Origin of the sequence: Streptomyces sp. NPDC057963 (assembly GCF_042887155.1) — a bacterium.
Lineage (GTDB): Bacteria > Actinomycetota > Actinomycetes > Streptomycetales > Streptomycetaceae > Streptomyces.
Genome location: NZ_JBHVPX010000001.1, coordinates 692,324 through 715,562, shown reverse-complemented (window position 1 = coordinate 715,562; position 23,239 = coordinate 692,324). Strand labels below are relative to the sequence as shown.

The window sequence follows — 23,239 nt, the reverse complement described above, 5'->3', positions numbered from 1 at the left end:
GGGTCTGTCCTGCTTGCCGCACCCCTGGTCAGTTCGCCCGCGCTGGCCTGATCGCTCGCCCGGGGATGGAAGAACTCCAACCGGCCCAGTGCCGATCGCCATCCTTTCCGGGCTCGGGCGGTATCCGCCTGTCGGTCTGCGGGGCCGACCTCTCACGCGTCGACCCAGCTTGTATCCCGGAGGACGCCGACTCCCTCAAGGCGCTGCTGGCCCTCCAAGGCCGCCTCGACGAACTGCTGGCCACCAACGGGCCTCAGAGCGTGGGCAGTTGCGGCAGACTCGTGCCGGTCGCCCAATACTTTATCGATTTGCGGGTGGTGGCCACGTTGATCCTCGCCTCCTGGCCGGAAGCAAGCCGTTTCGCAGCGACACCCGCCCTGGCGCAGGCGATCGAACGGGAAGCGGTGCAGCGGATGCGCGACAGCCGACGCCGCACGCGGCGAGGCGGATCGAAGAGCCCATACGGGATCAACTCGCTGCTCTCACCTATGGACTCAGCCCAGACCATGGGCGCGGTACTGGGCATCGCTGTGTCCGTACTCGAAGCCCGCGACAAGAATTGGACACAGCGAGTGCTACGCCCGTTCTACGACACCGCCCTTGCATTGAACCGCGACACCTTCCGACGCCTCGCACGCCTCCCCGGCACATCCCTTGCGCTGCAGCAGGTGCTTGGAGTCGCAAAGGAGGCATCGGACACTCCGAACCTCGAGATCCACGTCCGCGGCCCACGAAACGGCTGACCATGCGCTCCCTGCCCCGCAGCCTCGATCCGCTTCACGACGAGACGCTCACCGGATTCGTGCTTCGCCTGGCTCATCGACTGGGCACCACCCCCGCGGAGATCCTGCTCCGCACCGGTCTGGCACCCGGCGGCAGTCCTGGTCTGCCCACCCGCCTGCCCTTGAGCTTCCATTACCACTTGGACGACGCCCACCTCGCGGCCTTTGCCCGCGCCACCCTCTTGATGCCCGCCGAGGTCGCCGACATGCTCCTCGTGCCGCTCGGGCAGCGGTATGGGCCACTGAACCCCGCGTTCACGCCACGCAGCACCCCAGCCCGGATGATCTACGACAACCCGTGGGTGCTGACCCGCTCCACGCGCTACTGTCCTCCCTGTCTCACCGGGAACGGCACCCCCATCCAGGACCGGCACGGCGGTCCTTGGCAACGGCTGTGGCGCCTTCCCATGACCTTCCTATGTGTCCGACACCAACGACTCCTCGCCCACCAGTGCCCCGGTTGCGGCGCACTCGCGCAGTCCCCCCACGCAGGCAGCGCCATCGCCCGCCTGTCGGACGATGCTCTGAACCCGTGGCAATGCCGGTCGGCTGAGGCGCGTTCGGAACCGGCCGAGCATCCCGCACATGCCTGCGGAGCCGACCTGACCCGGGAAAGCGCCCCCGTCGGGGAACTCGATTCGGCCACTATGGCCGTGCTCGTCCAAGTTCAACGACACCTTGCGGGCTTGCTCGCTGCGGCAGGCCCTGAGAGCACGACGAGCGCGGGGGCGCCCGTTCCCGTCGCCCACTACTTCGCAGATCTGCGCGCGACGGTCGCCATGATCTTCCGAACCTGGCCCGAAGCACGCCCGTGCGCCGGCACATCGTTCCTGGCCGCCGTGCTCGATGACGAGCATGCTTCCCGCACTGCGGAGGCTCAGCCCTTGCTTAACACCGCCGGGAAGAAGAAGACCTCCAAGCCCTACACCGCGCCGCCGACCGATTCCTTGGCAACGGGCGCGGTTCTGCAGATCGCGACGCGGTTGCTCCGAGCATCGGATCCCTGCGAGGCGCGAGAGTCGATGACCCCGCTCGTTCACAGACTTCGCGATGCCGACCGTGCGCTCAGCGCCTACTTGTGCCGCGCTGCCTGGATCTCAACGCCCATGAGGGCTGCGGTCGGCGACTGCTGAAGGCGCCAAATTGCGACGGACTGTTACGTAGCGATGCTGGAGTGTGATAAAGGTAGGGATCTTCAATCCCGGTGCCGGGATGGAAGCGGCGGGGGACGTGCCCTGATACGGGGCCGGATCGGGGGCGTCGATGGTCGACACGGCGGGCACGGGTGTTGGGGCTGGAGGCGCTAGAGCGTCCGCTGAGCCGGAGGGTCCGGACGGTTCACCGCACGCCATCTTCGAACTGGCTCCGGAAGAAGACAGTGGCTCGGACACGCTGGGCCGTTACCGGTACCAGGCGGAGGTAGCCGCCCGAGAGTGTCTCGCCATGCTCACGGAGGACGCAATTGACTTCGTCGTCTGCGAGTGGCACGAGGACTTCGTCGTGGCGTGGGCCGATGGTTCGGTGGAACTGGTATCGGTCAAGCATCGCGAAGAAAATCAGGGCACCTGGTCGCTTACGGAGTTGTGCAAGAGCGGCGGCCTTACCCATCTCTTTGACCGCTGGTGCGCATGCGAGTGTGCCGCCAATGTCCGACTCAGACTGGCGACGAACGCGGCGCTCAGTCCGATCAAGGGTAATGCCGGCACGCTGGCTCGGATGTGCGGCCCGGAGCCGGAACTCACGGATGGGCTGTCCTCTATGGCGGAGACAATCGCCCGCCAGATGCTCAAAGTTCGTTGGAAACAGCCCTATCCCAATGTCCCGGACACACCCCAGGTGAGCAAGCTCGCTGACATCCAGGTGCCAACGGGGTTCGTGGAGAGGGTCCTTCGCTTCCTCGCAGTCCTGGAGATCTCTTGCGATCCACCCCAGCGAGCGCACATCACCGACGTCAACATCCAACGGCTTCTGGTACCTGCCGTCGAGCAACTGCAGCTGGTGCATGTCGACCTTGAGAGCACCTACCGGGCCGTCGTGGACCGGATCGAGCGTGCCAACCGTGATGAGAGCGACCGCAGCCAACTTGCTGTCTACATCGCCGACCCGAGCCGCGTCCGTCACAGCACGCGGATGCAGCAGCGCATCGGCCGGCGCAGCATCACCCGCGAGATCGTCCGCCAGGCGATCGCGTACACGACGGTTCAGCTGCCCACGTTCCCCCGAGGTCAGACGCCCGTGCTCGCACCGGGAGGGGCAAAGCTCGGCCGCAAGCTGCGCCGGGGCCTGGTTCCCTTGGACGAGGCGGCGTTCGCCGAACGGCTCCGCTCCGCGTGGTACACGACCTGGTCCGAGCGCCGCTCCGGCCTGGTCGGGGATGAAACCGACCTTTTGAACCTGTCCATGGACGTGCTGGAGATGGCCTTCGAGTGCCGACGCCATGCGCGCGCTCAGGTCGCCGAGGGCAGCGAGTTCGGCAACAAGATGAACGACTTGCTGGCCGAGAGACTGAAGGTCGACGCTCTACCGTCGCCGCCGCCGTTCCTGCTCAGCAACCTGCATTTGCGGGGACTGGCCTACCAGTTGTGCGACGAGTGCCTCTTCTTCTTCTCCGTGAATTTCAACACGGATGAGGAAGCCTCATGACCCACAGCGCTGACTTCGAGACCGCGGTAGCGCGCATGCGGACGCAGCGGCGGCAGGCAGAGCAGCGTGAGGTCCACTACCACGAGGCGCGCATTCTCCTGCTCATCTCGCAGTTCACCACCCCCAAAGGGGGGCTCGACGGCCTGACAAAGCTCGCTAAACTCGACTTCCTGCTGCGCTATCCAGCGATGCTGGAACGTCTCCTGCCCGCTGGCGAGGCGTCGTGGCCGGCAGGAACCGCCCCCACATCACCCGAGCGCCTCGCGGTCGAAAGCCGTATGACCCGCTACAAGTACGGTCCCTGGGACCAGCGCTACTACAGCGTCCTCGGCTCGCTCGCCGCCCGCGGCCTGATCGTCTACAGCAACAGCGCCAGAGCCGAATTCCGCGCCACGCCGCAGGGCGCCGCCGCCGCGGCCTCTCTTGCCACGACGCCGGAATGGGCCGTTGTCGCCAGCCGGATCAAGCTGCTCAAGCGGCATTTCAACAAGTCAGGATCGGCCTTGAAGAACCTCATCTACGACCGTCTGCCCGACGCTGTCGACCGGCCCTGGCGGACGGAGATCTGACATGGCCGTCCACCTGCGCATCGTCTCTTTGACCGTCACGACCGCCGAGGCGGAGCAGACCTACCGCTTCGACCGTCCGGCCACAGTGATCACCGGCCCCATCGGCACTGGCAAGTCGAGTCTGCTGATGCTTTTCAAGCACGCCCTCGGCGGCAGTGCCATGCTCACCCCGGCGGTCCGCGACCACGTCCTGTCGGTCCAGGCCGAGGTCGCGGCTGGCGACGAACGTGTCGTCCTCCGGCGGACCATCGAGGGAGACACCGCCGACTCTGTGGATCTCCTCGATCCACACTCCCTCGCGCTGGAACGCACCCTGCCTCTGCGGGCCTCGGAAGGCGTCACCACGCTCTCCGACCACCTCCTGGACGCGCTCGGCTTCCCGCGCGAACAGATCGCCGCACGGCGAGAAGGAGCAGCGAGGCCGCAGAACCTCACCTTCAACGACCTGTACGCCTACGCCTACCTCCAGGCACGCGAGATCGACCGCCAGGTCGTCGGTCACCTGGACAGCTGGTTTGAGACCAAGCGCAGAGAGCTCTTCCGCCTGATGTTCGGGCTCACCGACAGTGCGCTCATGGAGCTCAAACGCACCAGGAACCAGCTCTTGGACACACTGAAGGCCAGAACCGCCGAGCACGGCAACGTCAGCTCCTTCCTGGCAGCCTCCGACCACCGCAGTGACGACGAACTGCGGGCCGAATTAACTCAGTTGCGCGACACCCTGGAGCGCGCATCGTCCGCCCTGGCCAGCCTCCGCACCGAACTTCAGGAACAGACCGCCGCCGACACCGCGGTGCGTGACGAGCTGCAGAACGCCATCCGCGCCGCGCGGCAGACCGAAGAAGAAGTGTCCGCGGCCGCCGACCTCGTGGAGGCGCGGCATGCCGTCGTTGCTCAGGTACAGCTCGACCTCTCCCGTCTCGCACGGTCGGTCACAGCCATCGACCAGCTCTCCCCTTTCGAGTTCGTCGTCTGCCCGCGGTGCATGCAGTCGCTGGCGGCCCGGGCCGTCGAGGACGGTCACTGCCTCGTCTGTCTCCAACCCGACCCCGTCGAGGCCGACATCGACCCGGCTGCCATCGAAGAGACACGCACGGCCCTGCAGCAGCAGCTTGAGGACGCACAGCGCATCCAGCAGTCGGACGAGGCGCACCTGCAGACCGTCCAGGAGCGGTCGCAGCAACTCAGCTTCGCCGTCACCAGCCTGCGCCGAGAGCTCGACGCCCAGACCCGTGATGCGGTCGCCCCGCGCTTCGACGCCATCGCCGAGGCCAGCTCCCGCGTCGCCTCGCTCAAGGCCAGCATTGATGCCATCACCCAACTGCGCGAATCCTGGGCACGGGTGCGCACCATCGACGCGGACATCCGCTCACTCAAGGCCGACCGCCGGCAGGTGAACAAAGACATCAAGGAGAAGTCCGAGCAGCTCAAGGCCAACCAGACTCTGCTCGGTGATCTCAGCACTGAGTTCAGCCGACTGCTCACCAGCTGGAACCTGCCGTGGGTCGACACGGCCGTCATCGACCGCGACACCTACCTGCCGGTGGTCAACGGTCGGCCATTCGAGACCCTGCAGGCTTCCGGCGGGGGCATCGCCACCTCCGTCAACCTCGCCTACAGCCTCACGCTCCTTGCCTTCGGACTCGACCACTCCGACGTCCTCGTTCCATCGCTCCTCGTGATTGATTCACCGCGCAAGGCATTTGGTAACAACGCCTCCGACCGGCAACGCGCAGCCGAGATCTACAGTCGCTTCAGCACGCTGGCTGACGCATATGGCGAACGCTTGCAACTGATCATCGCCGACAATGACCCCCCGCCCATCACCAGCGACTCCTTCGGCAAGGTGGAGTTCGACTACGAGAACCCCATGGTGCCCGGTGTGGATCATCCCGGCCCTGATCAGGTCACTCGCATCGAGAGCCAGCTAGATAGCTGACGTTCTGGGTGTCTCGCGAGAGGCGGTACGCAAGTGGCGGTCCCCGGTTCGCCGCGAACCGGCGGGAGAGCCTGGCGGCAATTGGCCGACGTCACCGCCCCGAGGGTCAGTAGGGTGGCTTCATGCCGAAGAACGAACCGTTCATCATCGACGGAGTCACTTACGAGCGCGATTCAGCTCCGGGAGAGGGCGGATCGGCCGTGGTGTGGAAGGCTCGCCGTAAGCCGGACGGTCAGGTGTTCGCAGTCAAACGGATTAAGAAGGCCCGCGACGCGGACTCCGCTCGTAACAAGCGTTTCAAGCAGGAGATCGAGTACGGGCAGACATCGAGCCACCCGAACGTCGTGAGTATCCACGCGCGCTCCGAGGACGCGAACTTCTTCTACTACGTCATGGACTTCTACCCTATGACGCTGCGAAACGTGATCAACGACGAAACCGATGCTGACGTGCTTCTCGACTACGCGCGTCAGCTCTGCGATGCGCTCGCGTACGTGCACGGTGACGGCATAGTGCATCGCGACATCAAACCTGAGAATGTCCTCGTCGATCCTGATGCGCGTCGGCTCGTCCTGGCTGACTTCGGCATCGCACATTTCAAGGACTCCTCGCTCACGAATCGCGGGGACCTCCTAGTGAACCGGAACTACCTCGCTCCCGAGCAGATGGTGAGGAACAACGCCCTGGGTATCGGTAAGCCGGCGGACATCTTTGCATTTGGCCTCGTCATAACCGAGATGTTCACGAAGCAGAACGCCCGAGGGCGACGACACGCGCTTGTGCGTGACCGCTACCCCTTCCTGGCCGACCTTGACCTGATCATTGAACAGATGCTGCTCCAAGATGAGGCGCAGCGGCTCCGCATCGACACCGTACGCGGCATGCTTCGGGTAACCCTCCAGCGGCTCGACTCGGCAATCGAGGAGGTCTCCGATGATCTGCGCCCCAACGAAGCGTCCGCCGACAGCTCGTCCGGCGAGGTCGAGCGGATCCTCGGCCGTGCCGCCAGAGACGTGCTGTCGGCGAAGCATATCTTCGAGCGGGTTGCCGACGGAGAGCTCGACCGATTCAACCTCAACTATCACTGCGAGGTTGCGTACCGGGTGAGCACGGTGCTGTTCAATACATGTGCTCAAGCCGTTATATATGCTTCGTGCAAGGCGAAGTTCGACTATGAGGGCGCCGGGCGGTGGGACGAGAACGACGACGCCCTCGTGTTGTCGGCCGCCAAGCCGGGACTCCAACGCGAACTGGAGACGATTCTGGCTGATTTCCCCCTCCCCCGCTCCTCCCTCTGGGGCGGTCTGCCACGGCGGTCGGCTCACTTGTTCCGGTTCTGCAAGGACTACCACTGCAAAGAGCTGCTGACGAGCATCCGCGAATCTGTCTACGGTGACGGCAATGGATCGTTGCGGGCGAATCTGATCAGCGCCCCGATCCTCTGGATCACCCGCTGGATGCGTACGAAACTGGACACCGACTACCTGGAGTTCAACAAAACAGTTCGCGAGGAAATCGGTTTCGAGCGCCACCTCTCGGTGGTCTGGGACGAGACGCTTCCGTTGGATTCGGCCCGAGAAGCGGTGGGAGTGGATCTGTTGACCGAGCCGCTCAACGCCGACAGGGTCGCTGGCACACTGCAGGTGCTTGAAGCTAAGTGGGATGTCTCCGTGGGAGAGCTCGTAGACGGTGAGTACTCGGTCATGTTCCGGTCACGCAACACGTACCGCTGCTTCCACGACGTGGCGCTCAGCCTCGCGGAACCGGGCTCAGTATTCGAAGCCGACGTCCTCAATCTGCTCCGCCCTGAGGCCGAGTTCGACGACCTCGTCGCACTCACATGGGATCGGGACTTCGACGTGGCCACCACGCTCGGGAAGGTCCTCGGCGCCCTCACGCGCTAGTGTCCTGAGTCCAAAGTTCAAGGGCGGTCATAGGGCGGGGTGGTGCCTGGTTCGAAGCCGTTGTCGCTGGAGTTGTCCGATCGCGAACGACAGGTGCTGCGTGGCCGGTTGCGTAAGCGGACGGCGTCTCAGGCGTTGGTGTTGCGGTCGAGGATCGTGCTGGCGTGTGCGGAGGGTCGGGCGAGCGCGCAGGCCGCGCTCGATCTGGGTGGGCTGGACCTGCTGCTACGTTCGAAGATCCAGCCGACCGGGGACGATGCGGCTATCTGGCGCCGGGGCCGTCCTGGACATCCATCGCCTCGCAGCTTCTCCAAGCTGCCGACCTGCCCGAAGCGCGGAAGCGTCTGACCCACTCGTCCAGCGACTGTGCGACGCGGCGTTCAGGCCTGTGGCTGAACCGTCTTGAGCATCTGCAGGGCGACACGGATTTCTTCGACCGCACTGGCGCGGTCGTCATCCATCTCGTGAAAGTGCATCGTCTCGTTGCGGATCGTTCTGACTCGGTCCAAGCGCTCGGTGAAGCGCACCTGGGGGAACTGCCAGCCCGTCGCCTCCCACACGTCGGAACGTTTCAACAGCTGCACGTAGTCGCTGAAGTTCATCCCCTTCGTCGCGAGTTTCTGGATCTTGGTCGGGTCGCCCGGCAGGCCGTACTCGCCGGTCGTCTCCTTGATCCGGCGCAGGGCGAGGATGAGGGCGCGGCGCAGTCGGCGTTCCAGTTCCTCCAGGAGGGCGTAGGGCCGCAGCTCCTGTTCGAATCGGTGGGCTAGATCGTGCCCTGTCACGATGCCCGACAGGGTCCCGTCCGGGTTGACGACGAACACGCAGCCGTGGTCCGCGACGTTGACTAGGCAGTCCACCAGGGGGTCGTCAGTACGTACCGATCGGACCTTCAGAACAGCAGCATCCTTGACCAGCGCGTTCGTGGGGCGATTCGTCGCGCCGATTTCCCGCCAGGTGATGGAGCCACGTAGGTGACCGTCATCGTCGAGAACGGGTAGCTGATCGAAGGAGTGCTCGGACATGATCTCTATAGCGAGGTTCAGCGGGTCGGACAGGCGGACCGACTTCAGGCGACTGCGGGCTGAGGGAAGCCGTCCCACCGTCACCACCACCGGGACTGTTCGCGAAGCCTGCTGCTCATCTCCGTCCTCGTCTTCGTCCCCTTCCACAGCGCCGATCGCCGTCCCAGCGTCGGTCGCTGTGTCCTCGTCGGGAACGTCGAGGAGTTCAGGTCCTGGATCGTCAGGTTCTACGGTTTCCAGTTCGAGGGCACCCGTCTCTTGCCCCAGGAGCTGCCGCTCGGCTTCCGGGGCCTGCCCGATGGGGATGACACGGATGGTGTGGTCGATCGGGACCTCGGTAAAAGGCGGGACGGTCGAGAGGCCGAACTCAGCCAGATCACGCCGGATGGTGGCTATGGCCTTGGACGAGCGGCTCACGACGTCCCAGATGCTTAGGAAGTCGCGTACGGCAAGTTCTATGGGGCGGCCCTTGGCTGCTTCAGCCACTTTCTCGGCCAGGGCAGCCGGGCCTTCCAGGAGCCTCAAGTGCTTGGGAGCGTCGGGGTTTCCCGGATCAGGGCTGCCATTGGCAAGGGCGGTGAGCCGGGATGCTGCGTCGAGACGGCGCAGCTCGCTCACCGTGAGGAGTGAGCCGAGCGTGGCACGCAGGTCCGCACGAAACTCGGAGCGTGGCACATCGGTACGGCTCCAGGTAACAGTGCGTACGTGGCGCAACCCGGGGGGCGAGTCAGCCCGGTATTGGTAGTCGCCGGTGAGGTACCCGATCGCAACGCTGCCGGCCTTCAGAGGGAGCACGATGATGTCGCCAGGAGTTAGAACGGCACGAAAGCGCCACAACTGGCCTTGCCAGTTGCTCAGGACCCGCGGGTTTTCGCGTGGGTAAGCCTTGTCGATCTCTGTGCGGAGGTCGTCCCAGGATGAGCAGTGGGTGAGGTCACCGACCTCGGGCCAGCCAGCGATAGTTAGGCCTTCGCTGAGCGAGGCGTCCTCGCGTTCGCCGTCAGCCCCGGCCCGGATCATCCATGCCTTCACTACGCAGCCCCCTCAGGCAGGTCACTGGAAAACGTACTCGTCTGAGTATCGCGGGCTTGGCCAGGGGGAGGGTACTTGGGCTATGGGAGTAGCCGGGAAGGCAGGATGCTCCTCACTGGACCGTCGCCTACAGAGGAAAGGAACCTTTGCCGACGCGCTGACCCGGCGCTCACGTGCGCCAGGCAACCGGCGTCCCGCATCGCCTTGAGGCCGCAGCAGCGGCACGACAGATGTCCTGCAAATACGACACCTATCGTGCTCAGGCTCAAGGGGCCGTCCGAGTGGTGTGGCGCACTTTTGCAAGCGAGTGCTTGCAAAAGTTAGCAAGGGTGGCGCACCATCGGGGCATGGCATCCCTCAACGTCGGCAATCTCGGTGAGTACCTGCGCGAGCAGCGGCGCAACGCGCAGCTGTCGCTGCGGCAGCTCGCCGACGCCGCCGGGGTGTCCAATCCCTACCTCAGCCAGATCGAGCGCGGGCTGCGCAAGCCGAGCGCCGAGGTGTTGCAGCAGGTGGCCAAGGCGCTGCGGATCTCCGCCGAGACCCTTTACGTGCGGGCCGGGATCCTGGATGAGCGGGAGCGGGAGGAGCTGGAGACGCGGGCGGTGATTCTGGCCGACCCGTCCATAAACGAGCGGCAGAAGAGTGTTCTGCTGCAGATCTACGACTCCTTCCGCAAGGAGAACGGGTTCGAGCCCGGACCGGAATCCGGCGAAGGAGCCGGATCGGAGACCGGCGGCGAGTCCGCATCGGGTGCCGGTGCCGACGGCCCCCGCAAGGCCGGCGGCAGCGACGCCGACACGGCTTCAAAGCCTTCAAAACCCTCACACTGAGTCTGATGATCCGGGAGGACCACAGTCATGGCCATCACCGATGACCTGCGCAAGACCCTCACCGACCCGACCCCCCTCTACTTCGCCGCCGGTACGGCCGACATCGCCGTCGAGCAGGCGCGCAAGGTCCCGGCGCTGATCGAGCAGCTGCGGGCCGAGGCGCCGGAGCGTTTCGAGGCGGTACGCAACACCGACCCCAAGGCCGTGCAGGACAAGGTGACCTCGCAGGCCAAGGAGGCGCAGGCCACTGTGCAGGCCAAGGTCACCGAGGTGATCGGGTCGTTCGACAGCGATCTGCGGAAGCTGGGCGAGAGCGCCCAGGACCTGGCGCTGCGGAGTCTGGGCGTGGCCGCGGAGTACGCGGTGCGGGCCCGGGAGACGTACGAGAAGGTCGCCGAGCGCGGCGAGCAGACCGTGAAGAACTGGCGTGGTGAGACGGCCGACGAGATCGTGGAGATCGCCGTCGTCGTCGAGCCGCGCAAGGAGTCCCGGCCGACGGGCACCGCGAAGCCGGCTCCGGCCGCCAAGCCCGGTCCGGCGGCGAGGCCCGGTCCGGCGGCCAAGCCCGGTCCGGCCAAGCCCGCGCCCGCCCCGAGGGCCGCCAAGCCGGAGAGCAAGGCTCCGGCCGCGCCCGTCAAGAAGGCACCCGCGCGCAAGCCTGCCGCGAAGAAGACCATTCCGCCGACCGCGAAGTAGGGGCCCGGCGCCCCGGCCGACGTGGGTACCGGGGCGCAGGGTGGGCACCTTTCGGGGTGCCCGGCTCGTTGTCCCGGTACCTTGGCCGCGAGGCGCTCATCCACTTATTAGGCGGTGCACACCATGTTGCTCACAGGATTCAGCACACTCGTCTGGCTGCTCTACATGGCCATGCTCGTCTTGGCCGTGGTCGCACTGGTCATGGCGGCGATGGCCCGCGAGGACGCCTACCGGGCCGCGGACAAGCAGAAGAAGTCCTTCTGGCTGATCATCCTCGGTATCACCGTCGCCGTGAATCTCTTCGTGCCGATGCTGTTCCTGCAACTCGCCGGAGCCGTCGCGTCCATCGTCTTCCTGGTGGACGTACGGCCCGCGCTGCAGGCGGTCTCGGGTGGCGGCGGCCGACGCGGTGGTTCCAGCAGTGACGGGCCGTACGGGCCCTACAACGGCGGGCGCTGAGCGCTCGCGGCGCTCGCTGCGGGCGTCGGCGGTGCCGGTTCGGGGCGGGGGCGCGGGATGCTCCGGCCCCGTTCGCCGTTCGTGCCCCGGCGGCCGTGCTCCTGGTCGCGGTCGAGCAGCAGGACCGCGACGTCGTCGGTCAGTTCGCCGCCGTTCAGCTCCCGTGCCTCGGTGACCGCCGCGTCCAGGAGGGCGTCGCCGGTGAGCCCTTCCGTCAGCCGGCGGTTGATCATCGCGACCATGCCGTCCTGGCCGAGTCGCTGCGTGCTGTCGGGCCCGACGCGCCCCTCGATCAGCCCGTCCGTGTACATCATCAGGCTCCAGGAGCCGCCGAGGTCCACCTGCCGGCGCGGCCATGGGGTGTCCCCTGTCCGCAGAGCTCGGGGCAGCGCGTCGCGTGGCAGCAGACCGAGGGCCGGACCGCCGTCCTCGTGCGGGAGAAGGTGCGCGGCCCGTCCGTGCCGGGCGATCAGCGGGGCGGGATGGCCCGCCAGGCAGAGGCCGGCGCTTCGGCCGTCGGCCGCGATGTCGACGGTGCAGAGCGTCGCGAAGATCTCCTCGCTCTCCCGCTCGTGCTCCAGGACCTGCTGGAGCGTGGAGAGCAGTTCGTCCCCGCAGAGCCCGGCCAGGGTCAACGCCCGCCACGCTATGCGCAGTTCCACCCCGAGGGCCGCCTCGTCCGGGCCGTGTCCGCAGACGTCGCCGATCATCGCGTGGACGGTGCCGTCGGGTGTGCGGACCGTGTCGTAGAAGTCCCCGCCGAGCAGCGCGCGGCTGCGGCCGGGGCGGTAGCGGGCCGCGAAGCGCAGATCGGAGCCGTCGAGCAGCGGGGTGGGGAGCAGGCCGCGTTCGAGGCGGGCGTTCTCCTGGGCGCGCAGCCGGGACTCGGTGAGCTGGTGCTGGGCGATGTCGGCACGCTTGCGTTCGACGGCGTACCGGATGGCGCGGCTGAGGAGCAGTCCGTCGAGTTCGCCGCGCGAGAGGTAGTCCTGGGCGCCGACCCGCACCGCCTCGGCGGCCAGCTCGGCGTCGTCCTGCGCGGTGAGGGCGAGGACGGCGTGGCGCGGGGCGATCCGCAGCACGTGCTCGAGGGTGGCGAGCCCGTCGCCCCGCTCGGCTCCTTGCGCCCCCTCGGGCCCGGTGGAGCGCGTCTCGCTGCCGGTGGGCAGGGCCAGGTCCAGCAGGATGCAGTCCACGTCGTCGGTGAGGAGCCGGCCCGCCTCGGTGAGGTTGCGGGCGGTGCGGACGCGGACCCGCGTGCCGGCCGCCGCCGGGAGCTCGGGAACGGTGAACGTGCCCGCCGGGTCGTCCTCGATCACCAGGAGGGTGAGGTGGGCGCCGTGGGAGGTCTCCGCAGCGGGACCGGCGTGCTGCCGCGGTACGGGTACGGGCATCGGTTCGGGTTTCCTTCCCTCCCCCCGAGGGCGCGGCGGAACGACGATCGACGATCCGCCAGACGGGGACCATAGCGGTCCGCGGCGGGGGAACGGAATGGCGTACCGCAGCCGGCCGCTGTCCTATGCACCGGCATAAGCCGCGTCAGGTCACGGATCCGGCGAGATGCGCGGGGGCGGGGGCGGATGTCCGGGCATGACAAAGGTCACGCGGGGCGGTGGGGGCGGGTGGCGCGGGTCACTCCCGCGGGGTGTGGGCTTTGGGGTGCCAGGGGCGGAGGGGGCGGAGGGGCGTCCCTGGCCGCCGGCGCCGGGGTACCGGGAGGAGGGGCGTCCGCGTGGGCGCTCCGTCCTCGATCGCCGACCGCCGGGCGGGATCGGTCCGCCCCTCCGGGATCGGTCCGCCCCTCCGGGATCGGTCCGCCCCTCCGGGATCGGTCCGCCCCTCCGGGATCGGTCCGCCCCTCCGGGCTCGGTCCGCCCCTCCGGGCTCGGTCCGCCCGCCCGGAAGGTGCCCCTACTTGTCCGGGCGTACGACTCCGAGGATCTGCATCGAGCCCGCGCCCGCCAGGGTGACGTTGCGGCCGGGGCGCGGGGCGTGGACGATCGCGCCGTCGCCGACGTACATGCCCACGTGGCTGGCGTCGCTGTGGTAAATGATCAGGTCGCCGGGGCGCATGTCCTTGATGGCGATGTGCGGCAGCAGCCGCCACTGCTCCTGCGAGGTGCGCGGGATCGGCCGGCCCGCCGCCGCCCAGGCCTGTGACGTCAGCCCCGAGCAGTCGTACGAACGGGGACCCTCGGCACCCCAGCGGTACGGCTTGCCGATCTGCGAGGTCGCGAAGTCCACCGCCCTCTTCCCGCTCGCGCTCGCTTCGCGGTTGATGTCCTTCAGGGCACCGGAACTCAGCCAGGTCGTCTGCTGTTTGTACTCGGCTTCCTGTTCCAGTTCGAGCAGGCGGGCCCGCTCCTCCTTCTTCAGCCGGGATTCCAGCTTCTTCGCCGCGGCGATCTGCGCGTTGATCTCCTTCTTGGCCGCGGCCTGCTTGAGGCGGCCGGCCTCAAGCTTCTTCCAGTTGGTGCTCGCGTCCTGGGTGTACGTCTCCAAGTCCTGCTGGGTCCTGGTCAGTTCGCCGAGGACGCCCTGAGCGGCCTGCTGGCCCTCCCTGACCCGGTTCACCCCGTCCAGGAACAGCTGCGGGTCGTCGCTGAGCATCAGCTGCGCGCCGGGCGGCAGTCCGCCGTTGCGGTACTGCTCGCGGGCCTGGGCGCCCGCCTGGTTCTTGAGCTCGGCGATCTTCGCCTGGCCCTCGACTATGGCGCGGGCGAGCTTGACGATCTCGCCGGACTGCTTCTTGGACCTCTCCTCGGCGAGGTTGTACGCATCGGTCGCCGCCCCGGCCTTGCGGTAGAGGGCGTCGATCTCCTCGCGCACCTCTTCGAGGGTCTTCTTCGGCTTCGCCGCCTCGGACCCGGAGGCGGGCTGCGACGCGGAGGGGGCCGGGGGCGCGGGCGCGGGCGCGGCGAAAGCCTGCACCGGCGCGGTGAGTACGGTCAGTGCGCAGACCAGAGTGATCGCGGCTGCGGCACAGTGACGTCGGTTCACGAGATCCCCCTCCGAATGAATCCGATGAATCCTATGAATGCGATGGATCAGATGGACCTAATAGATCTGATTTACCGTCAGTAACTTTTGCCGATGACGAGATCGTGCCATGCCGTACCGAAAAGCAACAGAGGGGCACTCCTGCTGTCCTGACGGTCACACGGGTCGGCCGATGCCCCGGGGATTGCTCGCCACACCCCGGGAATCGCTCCCCCTCGTCTGGACGAACGATGCCGCGTCCCCGTTCCCGCCCGCCTCCTCGTACAGGGGTTCGCCGGACCTGTTCAGCGCGTGTTGGGCTGTCGGTCGGGCTGGAGGGCGGCCCATTTCACCGTGACTTCGCCCTGGCGCCACCGCCGTACCCCGTCCGCCAGCGGCCAGTCGGCCGACAGTGACCGCACGGCGGTGATCCAGCGCTGCCGGGCTCCCAGTGAGGCGTACGGGGCGGCCGTGGCCCATGCCCGGTCGAAGTCCCGCAGGAAGGCGTGGACCGGTTCGCCCGGCACATTCCGGTGGATCAGCGCCTTGGGCAGGCGTTCCGCGAGGTCGGAGGGGCGCTCCAGGGAGCCGAGCCGGGTCGCGAACGTCACCGTGCGCGGACCCTCCGGGCCGAGCGCCACCCATACGTGCCGGCGCCCGATCTCGTCGCACGTCCCCTCCACCAGGAGCCCGCCCGGCGCGAGGCGGCCGCACAGCCGCTGCCACACCGCGGCGACCTCGTCCTCGTCGTACTGGCGCAGCACGTTCGCCGCCCTGATGAGGTCGGGGCGCACGGGGAGCGGGATCTCGAAGCCGCCGTGCAGGAAGGTGAGGCCCTCGCGTTCGTACGGTTTCGCCGCCGCGACCCGCTCCGGGTCGATCTCGATGCCCGCCACCTGCGTGCGCGGCTCGGCGGTGCGCAGGCGCTGGAGCAGCTCGACGGCGGTCCAGGGCGCGGCGCCGTACCCGAGGTCGACGGCGACGGGGGCGTCGGCGCGGCGCAGGGCCGGGCCGTGGGTGGCGGCGATCCAGCGGTCCATGCGGCGGAGCCGGTTCGGGTTGGTGGTCCCGCGGGTCGCGGTGCCGATGGGGCGCATGACACCGAGCGTAACGATGCCGCGGGGGCGGGAGGCGGTGCGGGGCCAGGCCCCGCCGCCCGGCCCGGCGTGCGCCCCGCCGCCCCGCCCCGGTGCGCGGCCCCTTCACCGTAATGATTTGGTAAAGCGGAAATGAAAGGAGGTATTCCACTGTTGCAGCCCCTTGCAAGGGGCTCGAGTCCCTTCGCCGTCATGCCCTGAGTGAGGAGGACCGGACGACGTGAGCCAGTACGTCTCCCGGCTCGGCAGCAGCCGCGTCGCGCCGCGCCTCAGGTTCCCCACCACCTTCCCCGGCGGCCACCGCAAACCCCGCCGTATCGCGATGCTCTCCGTGCACACCTCACCGCTGCACCAGCCGGGCACGGGTGACGCGGGCGGCATGAACGTCTACATCGTGGAGCTGGCCAGGCGTCTCGCCGCGATCAACATCGAGGTCGAGATCTTCACCCGGTCCACCACCGGTGGGCTGCCCCCGGCGGTCGAGTTGGCCCCCGGTGTCCTGGTCCGGCACGTCGACGCGGGACCGTACGAAGGTCTGGCCAAGGAGGAGCTGCCCGCCCAGCTCTGCGCCTTCACGCACGGCGTGATGCAGGCGTGGGCCGGCCAGCGCCCCGGCTACTACGACCTGGTCCACTCCCACTACTGGCTCTCCGGCCACGTCGGCTGGCTCGCCGCCGAGCGCTGGGGCGTCCCGCTCGTCCACGCCATGCACACCATGGCCAAGGTCAAGAACGCGTCGCTCGCGGAGGGCGACACCCCCGAGCCCGCCGCCCGCGTCATCGGCGAGACGCAGATCGTCAAGGCGGCCGACCGGCTGATCGCCAACACCGCCGAGGAGGCGGCCGAGCTCGTCCGCTTCTACGAGGCGGATCCCGGGTCCGTCGCCGTCGTCCACCCCGGGGTCAACCTGGACCGATTCCGCCCCGCCGACGGCCGCGCCGCGGCCCGGGCACGGCTCGGACTGCCGAAGGACGCCCTGGTCCCGCTCTTCGCCGGCCGCATCCAGCCGCTGAAGGCCCCGGACGTGCTGCTGCGGGCCGTCGCCGCCCTGCTGGACCGCGATCCCTCGCTGCGCTCCCGAACGGTCGTACCGGTCGTCGGCGGCCCCAGCGGGAGCGGGCTCGCCAAACCGGAGGGGCTGCAGAAGCTGGCGGCGCGGCTGGGCATCGCCGATGTCGTACGGTTCCAGCCGCCGGTCGGACAGGACCGGCTCGCCGACTGGTTCCGGGCCGCGTCCGTGCTGGTCATGCCCTCGCACAGCGAATCCTTCGGCCTGGTCGCCATCGAGGCCCAGGCGTCGGGCACCCCGGTCGTCGCGGCGGCCGTGGGTGGTCTCCCGGTGGCGGTGCGGGACGGGGTCAGCGGCTTCCTGATACCCGGGCACGACCCGCAGGCGTACGCAGAGGCGCTGGCCCGGTTCGCCGATGCGCCGGAACTGGTCGCCCGGATGGGGGCCGCGGCCGCCGCGCACGCCCAGCGCTTCGGCTGGGACACCGCCGCGGCGGCGACCGCCGACGTGTACACGGCCGCGATGTACGAACACCGCCGTCGCGTACGCTCGCACCATGGCTGACGCACCCGGTACAGCGGCGACGACGCAGGTCGCGCAGGTCATCGAGGCGACCCTGGCGGACGCCGGGCTCGAATGGGAGAGCCCCGAACCCGGTGGCTACGTCGTCCAGCTGCCCGGTACGCGCAAGCTGTCCACCACCTGCTCGCTGCGGGTCGGCAAGCACTCGCTCTCCCTCAACGCCTTCGTCGTCCGCCACCCGGACGAGAACGACGCGGCGGTCCACCGCTGGCTGCTGGAGCGCAACCTCCGCCTCTTCGGCGTGAGCTACGCGATCGACCGGCTCGGCGACATCTACCTGGTCGGCAAGTTGCCGCTCTCCGTGGTCACCCCGCAGGAGCTGGACCGGCTGCTCGGCGCGGTGCTGGAAGCGGCCGACGACTCCTTCAACACCCTGCTGGAGCTGGGTTTCGCGAGCGCGATCCGCAAGGAGTACGAGTGGCGGGTGTCGCGCGGCGAGTCCACCAGGAATCTGGACGCCTTCACGCATCTGACCCAGCGTCCGGTCGGCTGATCTCCGTGCGAGGCTCGACCGGCCGGACCGGTCGGCCTTCCTCCTGACTTTCCCTGCCCGACTTCCTCCGCCTGCAACTTTCTCCGCATGCGGTTTTGCCCGCATTTTCTTCGGCGCGCGACCTCTTTCGCCGTGCCGGAGCCCGTGGCATGCTCACCGCCGACGCAGCTATGAACATCGTTCACATGCATGAAGGGCGGCTCGGGTTCATGGCGACCAGGGAAGACATGCGGAACGTAGGGAACATCAGCAGACGCGGACTGCTCGGCAGCGCGGTGGCCGTCGTCGCGGCGACGGCCACCGGCACCCTCGGCGGCGGTACGGCATCCGCGACGAGCACCGGAACCGCCGCGGCGCCCGCCGCGGGCACCGGAACCGCCGCGGCGTCCTCCATGGTCACCGGAACCGCCACGGGCCGCGGGGCCTCGGCCGGTGGCCCGCACGCCACCGCCCTCTGGCGGGAGTTCGCCGCCGCCCCCTTCACCCACCCCCAGGTCCCTTTCATCGGCCGGGCCGGCTACCGCGGCGGCTCCGACCTGCCCCGCCACCGCGCGGGCCGCGGCTTCGTCGCCAACGTCCTGCACTACGGTGCGAAGCCGGACAGTTCCGCCGACGCCGCCCCCGCGATCAACCGTGCCATCGCCGCCGCCGGAGAGCACGGCGGCGGCACGGTGCTCATCCCGGCGGGCACGTACCGCATCGACGACATCATCCGGATCGGCCACAGCGACGTGGTGGTGCGCGGCGCGGGCAGCGCGCGCACCAAGCTGTACGCGACCAGGAACCTCACCGAGCTGATCGGTGTGTACGGCAGCCGGTACGGCGGCGACAAGTCCAGCTGGTCCTGGGCCGGGGGCCTCATCTGGCTCTGCCCGAAGGGCCGTTGGGCCGCGCTCACCGACGCGATCCGGGCGAAGGAGTGGCCCTTCGAGGGCTGGACCGGCAACCGGCGCGACGAGTGGCGGACCCTGACCGCCGTCGCACCCGCCCGGCAGGGGGACCGCGTGATCACCGTCCGGGACCCCCGGAAGCTGAAGCGCGGCGGGCTCGTCCTGCTCCGCCTCGCCGACGACGCCGACCACACGCTCCTGGAACACATGGCCGGTGGCGGCCCCGGTCCCGAGGCGTACGACTGGGACGACAAGACCAAGCTGACCTCGTACGTCCCCTACGAGTGGCCGGTCCGCGTCGCCTCCCTACACGGGCACAGGGTCATGCTGGAACGTCCGCTTCCGCTCGACGTCCGCCCCGAGTGGGATCCCCGCCTGACCACTCTCGTCACTCCGCTCACGGGCTCCGGCGTCGAGGGCCTCACGCTCGAAGCGGTCGAGACCCCGCAGTCGCAGCACCTGCTCGACAAGGGGTACAACGGGGTCGCGTTCCAGTGTGCGTACGACTGCTGGGCCGACGACATCACCGTCCGCCACGTCGACAACGGCTTCGGACTGATCGGCGCTTCCGCCTGCACCCTGCGCCGTACACGGGTCGCGGGGCGCGGCTCGCACCACCCCTACTACTGCCGCGAGGGCTCGCACGACAACCTCGTCGAGGACTTCACGATCGAGCGTCGCACCGTCCCGGCACCCGCCGGAACGCAATTGCACGGCATCAACGTCGAAGGGCTGTCCAGTTACAACGTCTGGTCGCGCGGTGTGATGGAGATGGGAACGTTCGACTCCCACCGCGGCATGCCGTTCGCCGACGTGCGTACCGACATCACGGTCGACAACAACGGCCGGCACGGTGGCGACGCGAGCGCGGGCCCGCTCTTCGGCGCCCGCTTCACGCACTGGAACATCCGGGTCACCAACGGCCGGGCCGGCCTGATGCGGATCGACGGGCTCGCCCCGTACAGCGCGACCGTCGGCGTCAGCGAGGTGACGGAGTTCGACCAGATCGACGTCCCCGACTTCACCGGCGATCTGCACACCAGGCTGGAGGCGTACGGATCACCCGGAGCGGTGTGGCCGCCCAACCTCCACGAGGCCCAGCGCGCCGTCCGCCTCTGAGCCGGGTGGGCGCCGCGGGCCGGTATCCGGCCCCTCGCCCGCGGCGCCGAACGCGCCTCCTGCGAAGGGGAATGCGGCGAGGGGGAGGTGCGGCGGTGCTGCCCTCCGTCGTACGCCAACAGCGCGATGAGCACCGGCAGTTGCCTTATTCCTCCGTATGGGAGGAAATGCCCCTTGGTATCGGTATCCGGGAGGGCTTGGGAGAGAGAGGGGTGCCTTCACAGGATGATCACGGCGCCGTCACGATCGCATCCCGTGCCCTTCTTTATTGATCAACAAACCAACTCTCGCTCATAGAGTGTGCAAAACCCGAAGACCCCAGATCAGAGAGACGGACCGGACCCATGCGATCCACCGCCGTACGCCGTACCGCTGTTGCCGCCGCCGCGGTGTCCCTGGCCCTGTTCGCCGCCGGCTGCGGCGGCTCGGACTCCGGCTCCGACTCGGACGGCAAGGGGGCGGACGCCAAGGGCAAGGGGTCCGCGGCCGCGAAGCCGGCGGCCAAGGCGCTGACCGCCGCCGAGCTGGAGAAGGTCGCGCTGGCCCAGGGCGACGTCAAGGGACACAAGGTTTCCGAGGTCGCGGCCAAAGACATGATCTCCGTCGACGACATCAAGGTCGAGAAGAAGGTCTGCGCCCCGCTCGCCGACGCGCTGATGGGCGCGCAGGTCGGTGAGCCCGGCGCGTTCACCAAGCGGACCGTCGTCAGTGAGCCCAAGAAGGGCAGCATGGACAAGCAGGACGACGCGGATGCCGAAGAGGCGTTCAAGGCGGCGTTCGACATCACGACGACGCAGTTGGCCCTCGGCTCGTACGACGGCAAGGGTGCGGAGGAGTCGGTCGCCTCGCTGCGTACCGCGGCCACCGAATGCGCGGGTGGGTTCGACTTCACGGCGGCCGGTGAGAAGCAGAAGGTCAGCAAGATCACCGAGGAGCGCATCAAGGGCGGGGAGGACGCGGCCGCCTGGACGGTGCAGGTGGAACAGGACGGGGAGAAGATCCAGTTCAAGCTCGTGGCCATGCGCCAGGGCCCCTCGTTCGCCTCGTTCTCCTCGATGAACCTGGCCACGATGGGCGGGGGTGGCGACTTCGAGCTGCCGACCGCGGTGGTCGAGGCGCAGGCCGCGAAACTGGCCTAGGGACCCGCACGGACCCGAGTGAGTATGCGTACTCACGACCGATGTCCCGCTCTCCGGGCAGGCTGGGCCTACCAACCGCCCCGAGGGAGGCACCTGTGCACGGAATGGACCGACGCGGCCGTGTGGCATCCGCGAACAGCCGCGGGCGCCGCGCGGGCCGGTTCGCGGTGGGGATCGCCCTGGCCTCTGTGACCGCGGCGATGCTGACCGCGGGCTGCTCGCTCCAGGACGCGAGTTGCGGCGGCGGCGAGTATCCCGTCATGACCGTCGGGAGCACCGGATCGGCGTGCGTGCCCAACGGCGAGGATCCGCCGAAGGGATACGTCCGCTACCCGGAGGGCAAGGTTCCCCAGCACGTGGGCGACAAGTGGGACACGTACTGGGAGACCCACACCGTGGACGAGAGCGGCAGGATCACCGGGGTTCCGGCGGAATCCGGGCAGTGAGCCGGTCCCGCCCGTGGGCGGCCGGCGCACCTGCCCGGCGCGGATTCAGGGCAGCGGGACGAGTCTCACCACGGTGACGGTCAGGACCGAACCGGAGACGTAATAGAGGACGATCGCCCCGGCGACCGTCGCCTCGCGGCGGTCGCGCTCGCTCTTGACGGCCGACGACCCGTGCCCGTACGGGTCGAGGCCCAGGGTGCGAGCCATCTCGTCGCGGAAGGGCTCACCGTCACGCATCTTGGCCAGGGTGTCGTCGGCGGGCGGGGCGTAGGAGATGCGGAAGCTCAAGCGACGCTCCGCCTCTCGGCCTCGTCCTGCGCCAGCCGGTCCAGGATCTTCTCGGCCTCCGGATCGGGAACGGCCTCCAGCATCCAGTGCCGCATGACCGCCTGGATCTGGTCCACACCGGCGCCGTTGATGGCGCGGTCGAACTCCTCGCGTCTCTCCTCGGGCAGGGTTGCCCGGATGTCCGGAATGCTGTTGGGCACGTCGACTTCGGCGCCGCCGACGAAGGTCTTCAGGGGCTCGCCCATGATTGCTCTCCCCGCTCTCCTTGCTCTCTCCGCACGGCCCGCCCGATCGGCTCCGCCCGTGTACGGGCCGGTACTTGGGCCACCGTAGCGCCAGGGTCGGAGGCGGACGCGGAGCCCACGCGATACGTTTCCACCGTGACTGGAACATCATGGGACATATTGCTGATCGGTGGAGCGTCCGGTGTCGGCAAGAGCCGAGTGGCCCTCCAACTGGCCGCTGACGCACAGGGGTTCGTGGTCGAGTTCGACGACGTGGTCAGCGCCGTCGAGGCCATGACCACGGCCGAACACCACCCCGCCGTCCACCACTTCGACGACATCCCCGACATCGCGCAGCTCGCGGTCGAGCAGGTGCTGAACCTTCAGATCGCCACCGCCCGCGCGTTGGAACCCGCGGTGCTCGGCGTCGTACGCAACCGCCTGACCGTCGATGTGCCCGCCGTGATCGAGGGCGACTACCTCACCCCGGCCGCCGCCGCGGCGGCGATTCACGAGGGCTCGGCATCGGGCCGCCGCGTGCGGGCGGTGTTCCTGCACGAGGAGGATCCGGAGCGGATCACCGCCAACTACGCCGCCCGGGAGCCCGGGAGCGGTGTGCAGCGGCATCGGGCGCGGGTCAGCGCGGCGTATTCGCGATGGCTCGGCGACCAGGCCCGCCCGCACGCGCTGCCGGTGGTCGCCTGCCGGCCGTGGGGCACGCTCGCGGCGCGTATCGGACGGGCGTTGGGCCCGGAATGATGCCGCGGAATCGGGGCCGCACGATCCGGCAGGAGGTGGCCTCGACGGCGGCCTTCGCCGCGCCCGAGGTGAAGGAGGCGCGAACTGCGGCTGGGTGTGAGGGGGGAGGCGGCGCGAACTGCGGCTGGGGGCGGTGGGGGAGGCGGCGCGAACTGCGGCTGGGGGCGGTGGGGGAGCGGGCCGTCGGTGGAGCGGCCCAGGACCGGGCGAGGGCTGCCGTGGGACGCGGCGCCACGGCGTACTGGCCGTGCTTCCCGTGCGAGAAGCCGTCGTCCACGCCAGGCTCGCAAACCGCAGAGGCACCCGGCCCCGTCCGTTTCCGCCCGTCCGTT

21 protein-coding genes are annotated in these 23,239 nt (G+C 68.6%); 15 read left to right on the top strand and 6 right to left on the bottom strand.

Annotated elements, in window-relative coordinates; all coding sequences use genetic code 11:
- Nucleotides 1–65 precede the first annotated feature (65 nt).
- From ACFVT1_RS03285 to ACFVT1_RS03260, 6 genes are all read left to right on the top strand, one after another.
- Complete coding sequence (locus tag ACFVT1_RS03285; protein WP_389792253.1) at nucleotides 66–743, top strand: hypothetical protein; 678 nt, start codon at nucleotides 66–68, stop codon at nucleotides 741–743.
- Between the two features lie 2 nt (nucleotides 744–745).
- Nucleotides 746–1,915 carry a TniQ family protein gene (locus ACFVT1_RS03280; RefSeq protein ID WP_389792037.1) on the top strand — a complete coding sequence of 390 codons (1,170 nt, stop codon included), beginning with the start codon at nucleotides 746–748 and terminating at the stop codon, nucleotides 1,913–1,915.
- Nucleotides 1,916–2,045: 130 nt separating this feature from the next.
- Nucleotides 2,046–3,425, top strand: a complete 1,380-nt coding sequence (locus tag ACFVT1_RS03275; RefSeq protein WP_389792035.1) for a dsDNA nuclease domain-containing protein — start codon at nucleotides 2,046–2,048, stop codon at nucleotides 3,423–3,425.
- Nucleotides 3,422–3,994: a hypothetical protein gene (locus ACFVT1_RS03270; protein ID WP_057663940.1), complete on the top strand. Its 573-nt coding sequence runs from the start codon at nucleotides 3,422–3,424 to the stop codon at nucleotides 3,992–3,994. The genes ACFVT1_RS03275 and ACFVT1_RS03270 overlap by 4 nt, the downstream gene beginning before the upstream one ends.
- Nucleotide 3,995: 1 nt before the next feature.
- A complete protein-coding gene (locus ACFVT1_RS03265; RefSeq protein WP_389792033.1) occupies nucleotides 3,996–5,933 on the top strand; it encodes an AAA family ATPase in 1,938 nt (645 codons plus the stop codon).
- 122 nt (nucleotides 5,934–6,055) lie between these two features.
- Nucleotides 6,056–7,837, top strand: a complete 1,782-nt coding sequence (locus ACFVT1_RS03260; protein WP_389792031.1) for a serine/threonine-protein kinase — start codon at nucleotides 6,056–6,058, stop codon at nucleotides 7,835–7,837.
- 380 nt (nucleotides 7,838–8,217) lie between these two features.
- Here ACFVT1_RS03260 and ACFVT1_RS03255 read toward each other — a convergent pair whose 3' ends face one another.
- Nucleotides 8,218–9,894: a CBS domain-containing protein gene (locus tag ACFVT1_RS03255; protein ID WP_389792029.1), complete on the bottom strand. Its 1,677-nt coding sequence runs from the start codon at nucleotides 9,892–9,894 to the stop codon at nucleotides 8,218–8,220.
- 347 nt (nucleotides 9,895–10,241) lie between these two features.
- On the opposite strand from ACFVT1_RS03255, the gene ACFVT1_RS03250 reads away from it, so the two are divergent.
- The 3 genes from ACFVT1_RS03250 (at nucleotide 10,242) to ACFVT1_RS03240 (ending at nucleotide 11,882) form a co-directional block, all read left to right on the top strand.
- Entirely contained in the window at nucleotides 10,242–10,727 is a 486-nt protein-coding gene (locus tag ACFVT1_RS03250; protein WP_389792027.1) for a helix-turn-helix domain-containing protein, read from the top strand.
- Nucleotides 10,728–10,754: 27 nt separating this feature from the next.
- Nucleotides 10,755–11,423: a hypothetical protein gene (locus ACFVT1_RS03245; protein ID WP_389792025.1), complete on the top strand. Its 669-nt coding sequence runs from the start codon at nucleotides 10,755–10,757 to the stop codon at nucleotides 11,421–11,423.
- 123 nt (nucleotides 11,424–11,546) lie between these two features.
- A complete protein-coding gene (locus tag ACFVT1_RS03240) occupies nucleotides 11,547–11,882 on the top strand; it encodes a DUF2516 family protein (RefSeq protein ID WP_389792023.1) in 336 nt (111 codons plus the stop codon).
- Here ACFVT1_RS03240 and ACFVT1_RS03235 read toward each other — a convergent pair.
- From ACFVT1_RS03235 to ACFVT1_RS03225, 3 genes are all read right to left on the bottom strand, one after another.
- Nucleotides 11,864–13,276 (bottom strand): PP2C family protein-serine/threonine phosphatase, encoded by a 1,413-nt coding sequence (locus ACFVT1_RS03235; protein ID WP_389792021.1) that lies wholly within the window; start codon nucleotides 13,274–13,276, stop codon nucleotides 11,864–11,866. The genes ACFVT1_RS03240 and ACFVT1_RS03235 overlap by 19 nt on opposite strands.
- Nucleotides 13,277–13,793: 517 nt before the next feature.
- Nucleotides 13,794–14,882, bottom strand: a complete 1,089-nt coding sequence (locus ACFVT1_RS03230; RefSeq protein WP_389792019.1) for an NlpC/P60 family protein — start codon at nucleotides 14,880–14,882, stop codon at nucleotides 13,794–13,796.
- A 284-nt stretch (nucleotides 14,883–15,166) separates the two neighbouring features.
- Complete coding sequence (locus ACFVT1_RS03225) at nucleotides 15,167–15,958, bottom strand: class I SAM-dependent methyltransferase (RefSeq protein WP_389792017.1); 792 nt, start codon at nucleotides 15,956–15,958, stop codon at nucleotides 15,167–15,169.
- Between the two features lie 220 nt (nucleotides 15,959–16,178).
- Here ACFVT1_RS03225 and mshA point away from each other — a divergent pair, with 220 nt between their 5' ends.
- From mshA to ACFVT1_RS03200, 5 genes are all read left to right on the top strand, one after another.
- The gene (mshA, locus tag ACFVT1_RS03220) at nucleotides 16,179–17,531 is read left to right on the top strand and encodes a D-inositol-3-phosphate glycosyltransferase (protein ID WP_389792015.1); all 1,353 of its coding nucleotides are present in this window, start codon (nucleotides 16,179–16,181) and stop codon (nucleotides 17,529–17,531) included.
- Entirely contained in the window at nucleotides 17,524–18,042 is a 519-nt protein-coding gene (locus ACFVT1_RS03215; RefSeq protein WP_389792013.1) for a YbjN domain-containing protein, read from the top strand. Before mshA ends, ACFVT1_RS03215 begins: the two co-directional genes overlap by 8 nt.
- Nucleotides 18,043–18,434: 392 nt before the next feature.
- Nucleotides 18,435–20,051: a glycosyl hydrolase family 28-related protein gene (locus tag ACFVT1_RS03210; RefSeq protein WP_389792244.1), complete on the top strand. Its 1,617-nt coding sequence runs from the start codon at nucleotides 18,435–18,437 to the stop codon at nucleotides 20,049–20,051.
- A 344-nt stretch (nucleotides 20,052–20,395) separates the two neighbouring features.
- Nucleotides 20,396–21,190: a hypothetical protein gene (locus tag ACFVT1_RS03205; RefSeq protein WP_389792011.1), complete on the top strand. Its 795-nt coding sequence runs from the start codon at nucleotides 20,396–20,398 to the stop codon at nucleotides 21,188–21,190.
- A 104-nt stretch (nucleotides 21,191–21,294) separates the two neighbouring features.
- The gene (locus tag ACFVT1_RS03200) at nucleotides 21,295–21,636 is read left to right on the top strand and encodes an SCO0607 family lipoprotein (RefSeq protein WP_389792242.1); all 342 of its coding nucleotides are present in this window, start codon (nucleotides 21,295–21,297) and stop codon (nucleotides 21,634–21,636) included.
- 45 nt (nucleotides 21,637–21,681) lie between these two features.
- Here ACFVT1_RS03200 and ACFVT1_RS03195 read toward each other — a convergent pair whose 3' ends face one another.
- Both ACFVT1_RS03195 and ACFVT1_RS03190 read right to left on the bottom strand, forming a co-directional pair.
- The gene (locus tag ACFVT1_RS03195) at nucleotides 21,682–21,924 is read right to left on the bottom strand and encodes a hypothetical protein (RefSeq protein WP_362206440.1); all 243 of its coding nucleotides are present in this window, start codon (nucleotides 21,922–21,924) and stop codon (nucleotides 21,682–21,684) included.
- Entirely contained in the window at nucleotides 21,921–22,169 is a 249-nt protein-coding gene (locus ACFVT1_RS03190; protein WP_362206441.1) for a hypothetical protein, read from the bottom strand. The genes ACFVT1_RS03195 and ACFVT1_RS03190 overlap by 4 nt, the downstream gene beginning before the upstream one ends.
- Nucleotides 22,170–22,304: 135 nt before the next feature.
- Here ACFVT1_RS03190 and ACFVT1_RS03185 point away from each other — a divergent pair, with 135 nt between their 5' ends.
- Entirely contained in the window at nucleotides 22,305–22,907 is a 603-nt protein-coding gene (locus ACFVT1_RS03185; RefSeq protein WP_389792009.1) for a hypothetical protein, read from the top strand.
- Nucleotides 22,908–23,239 lie beyond the last annotated feature (332 nt).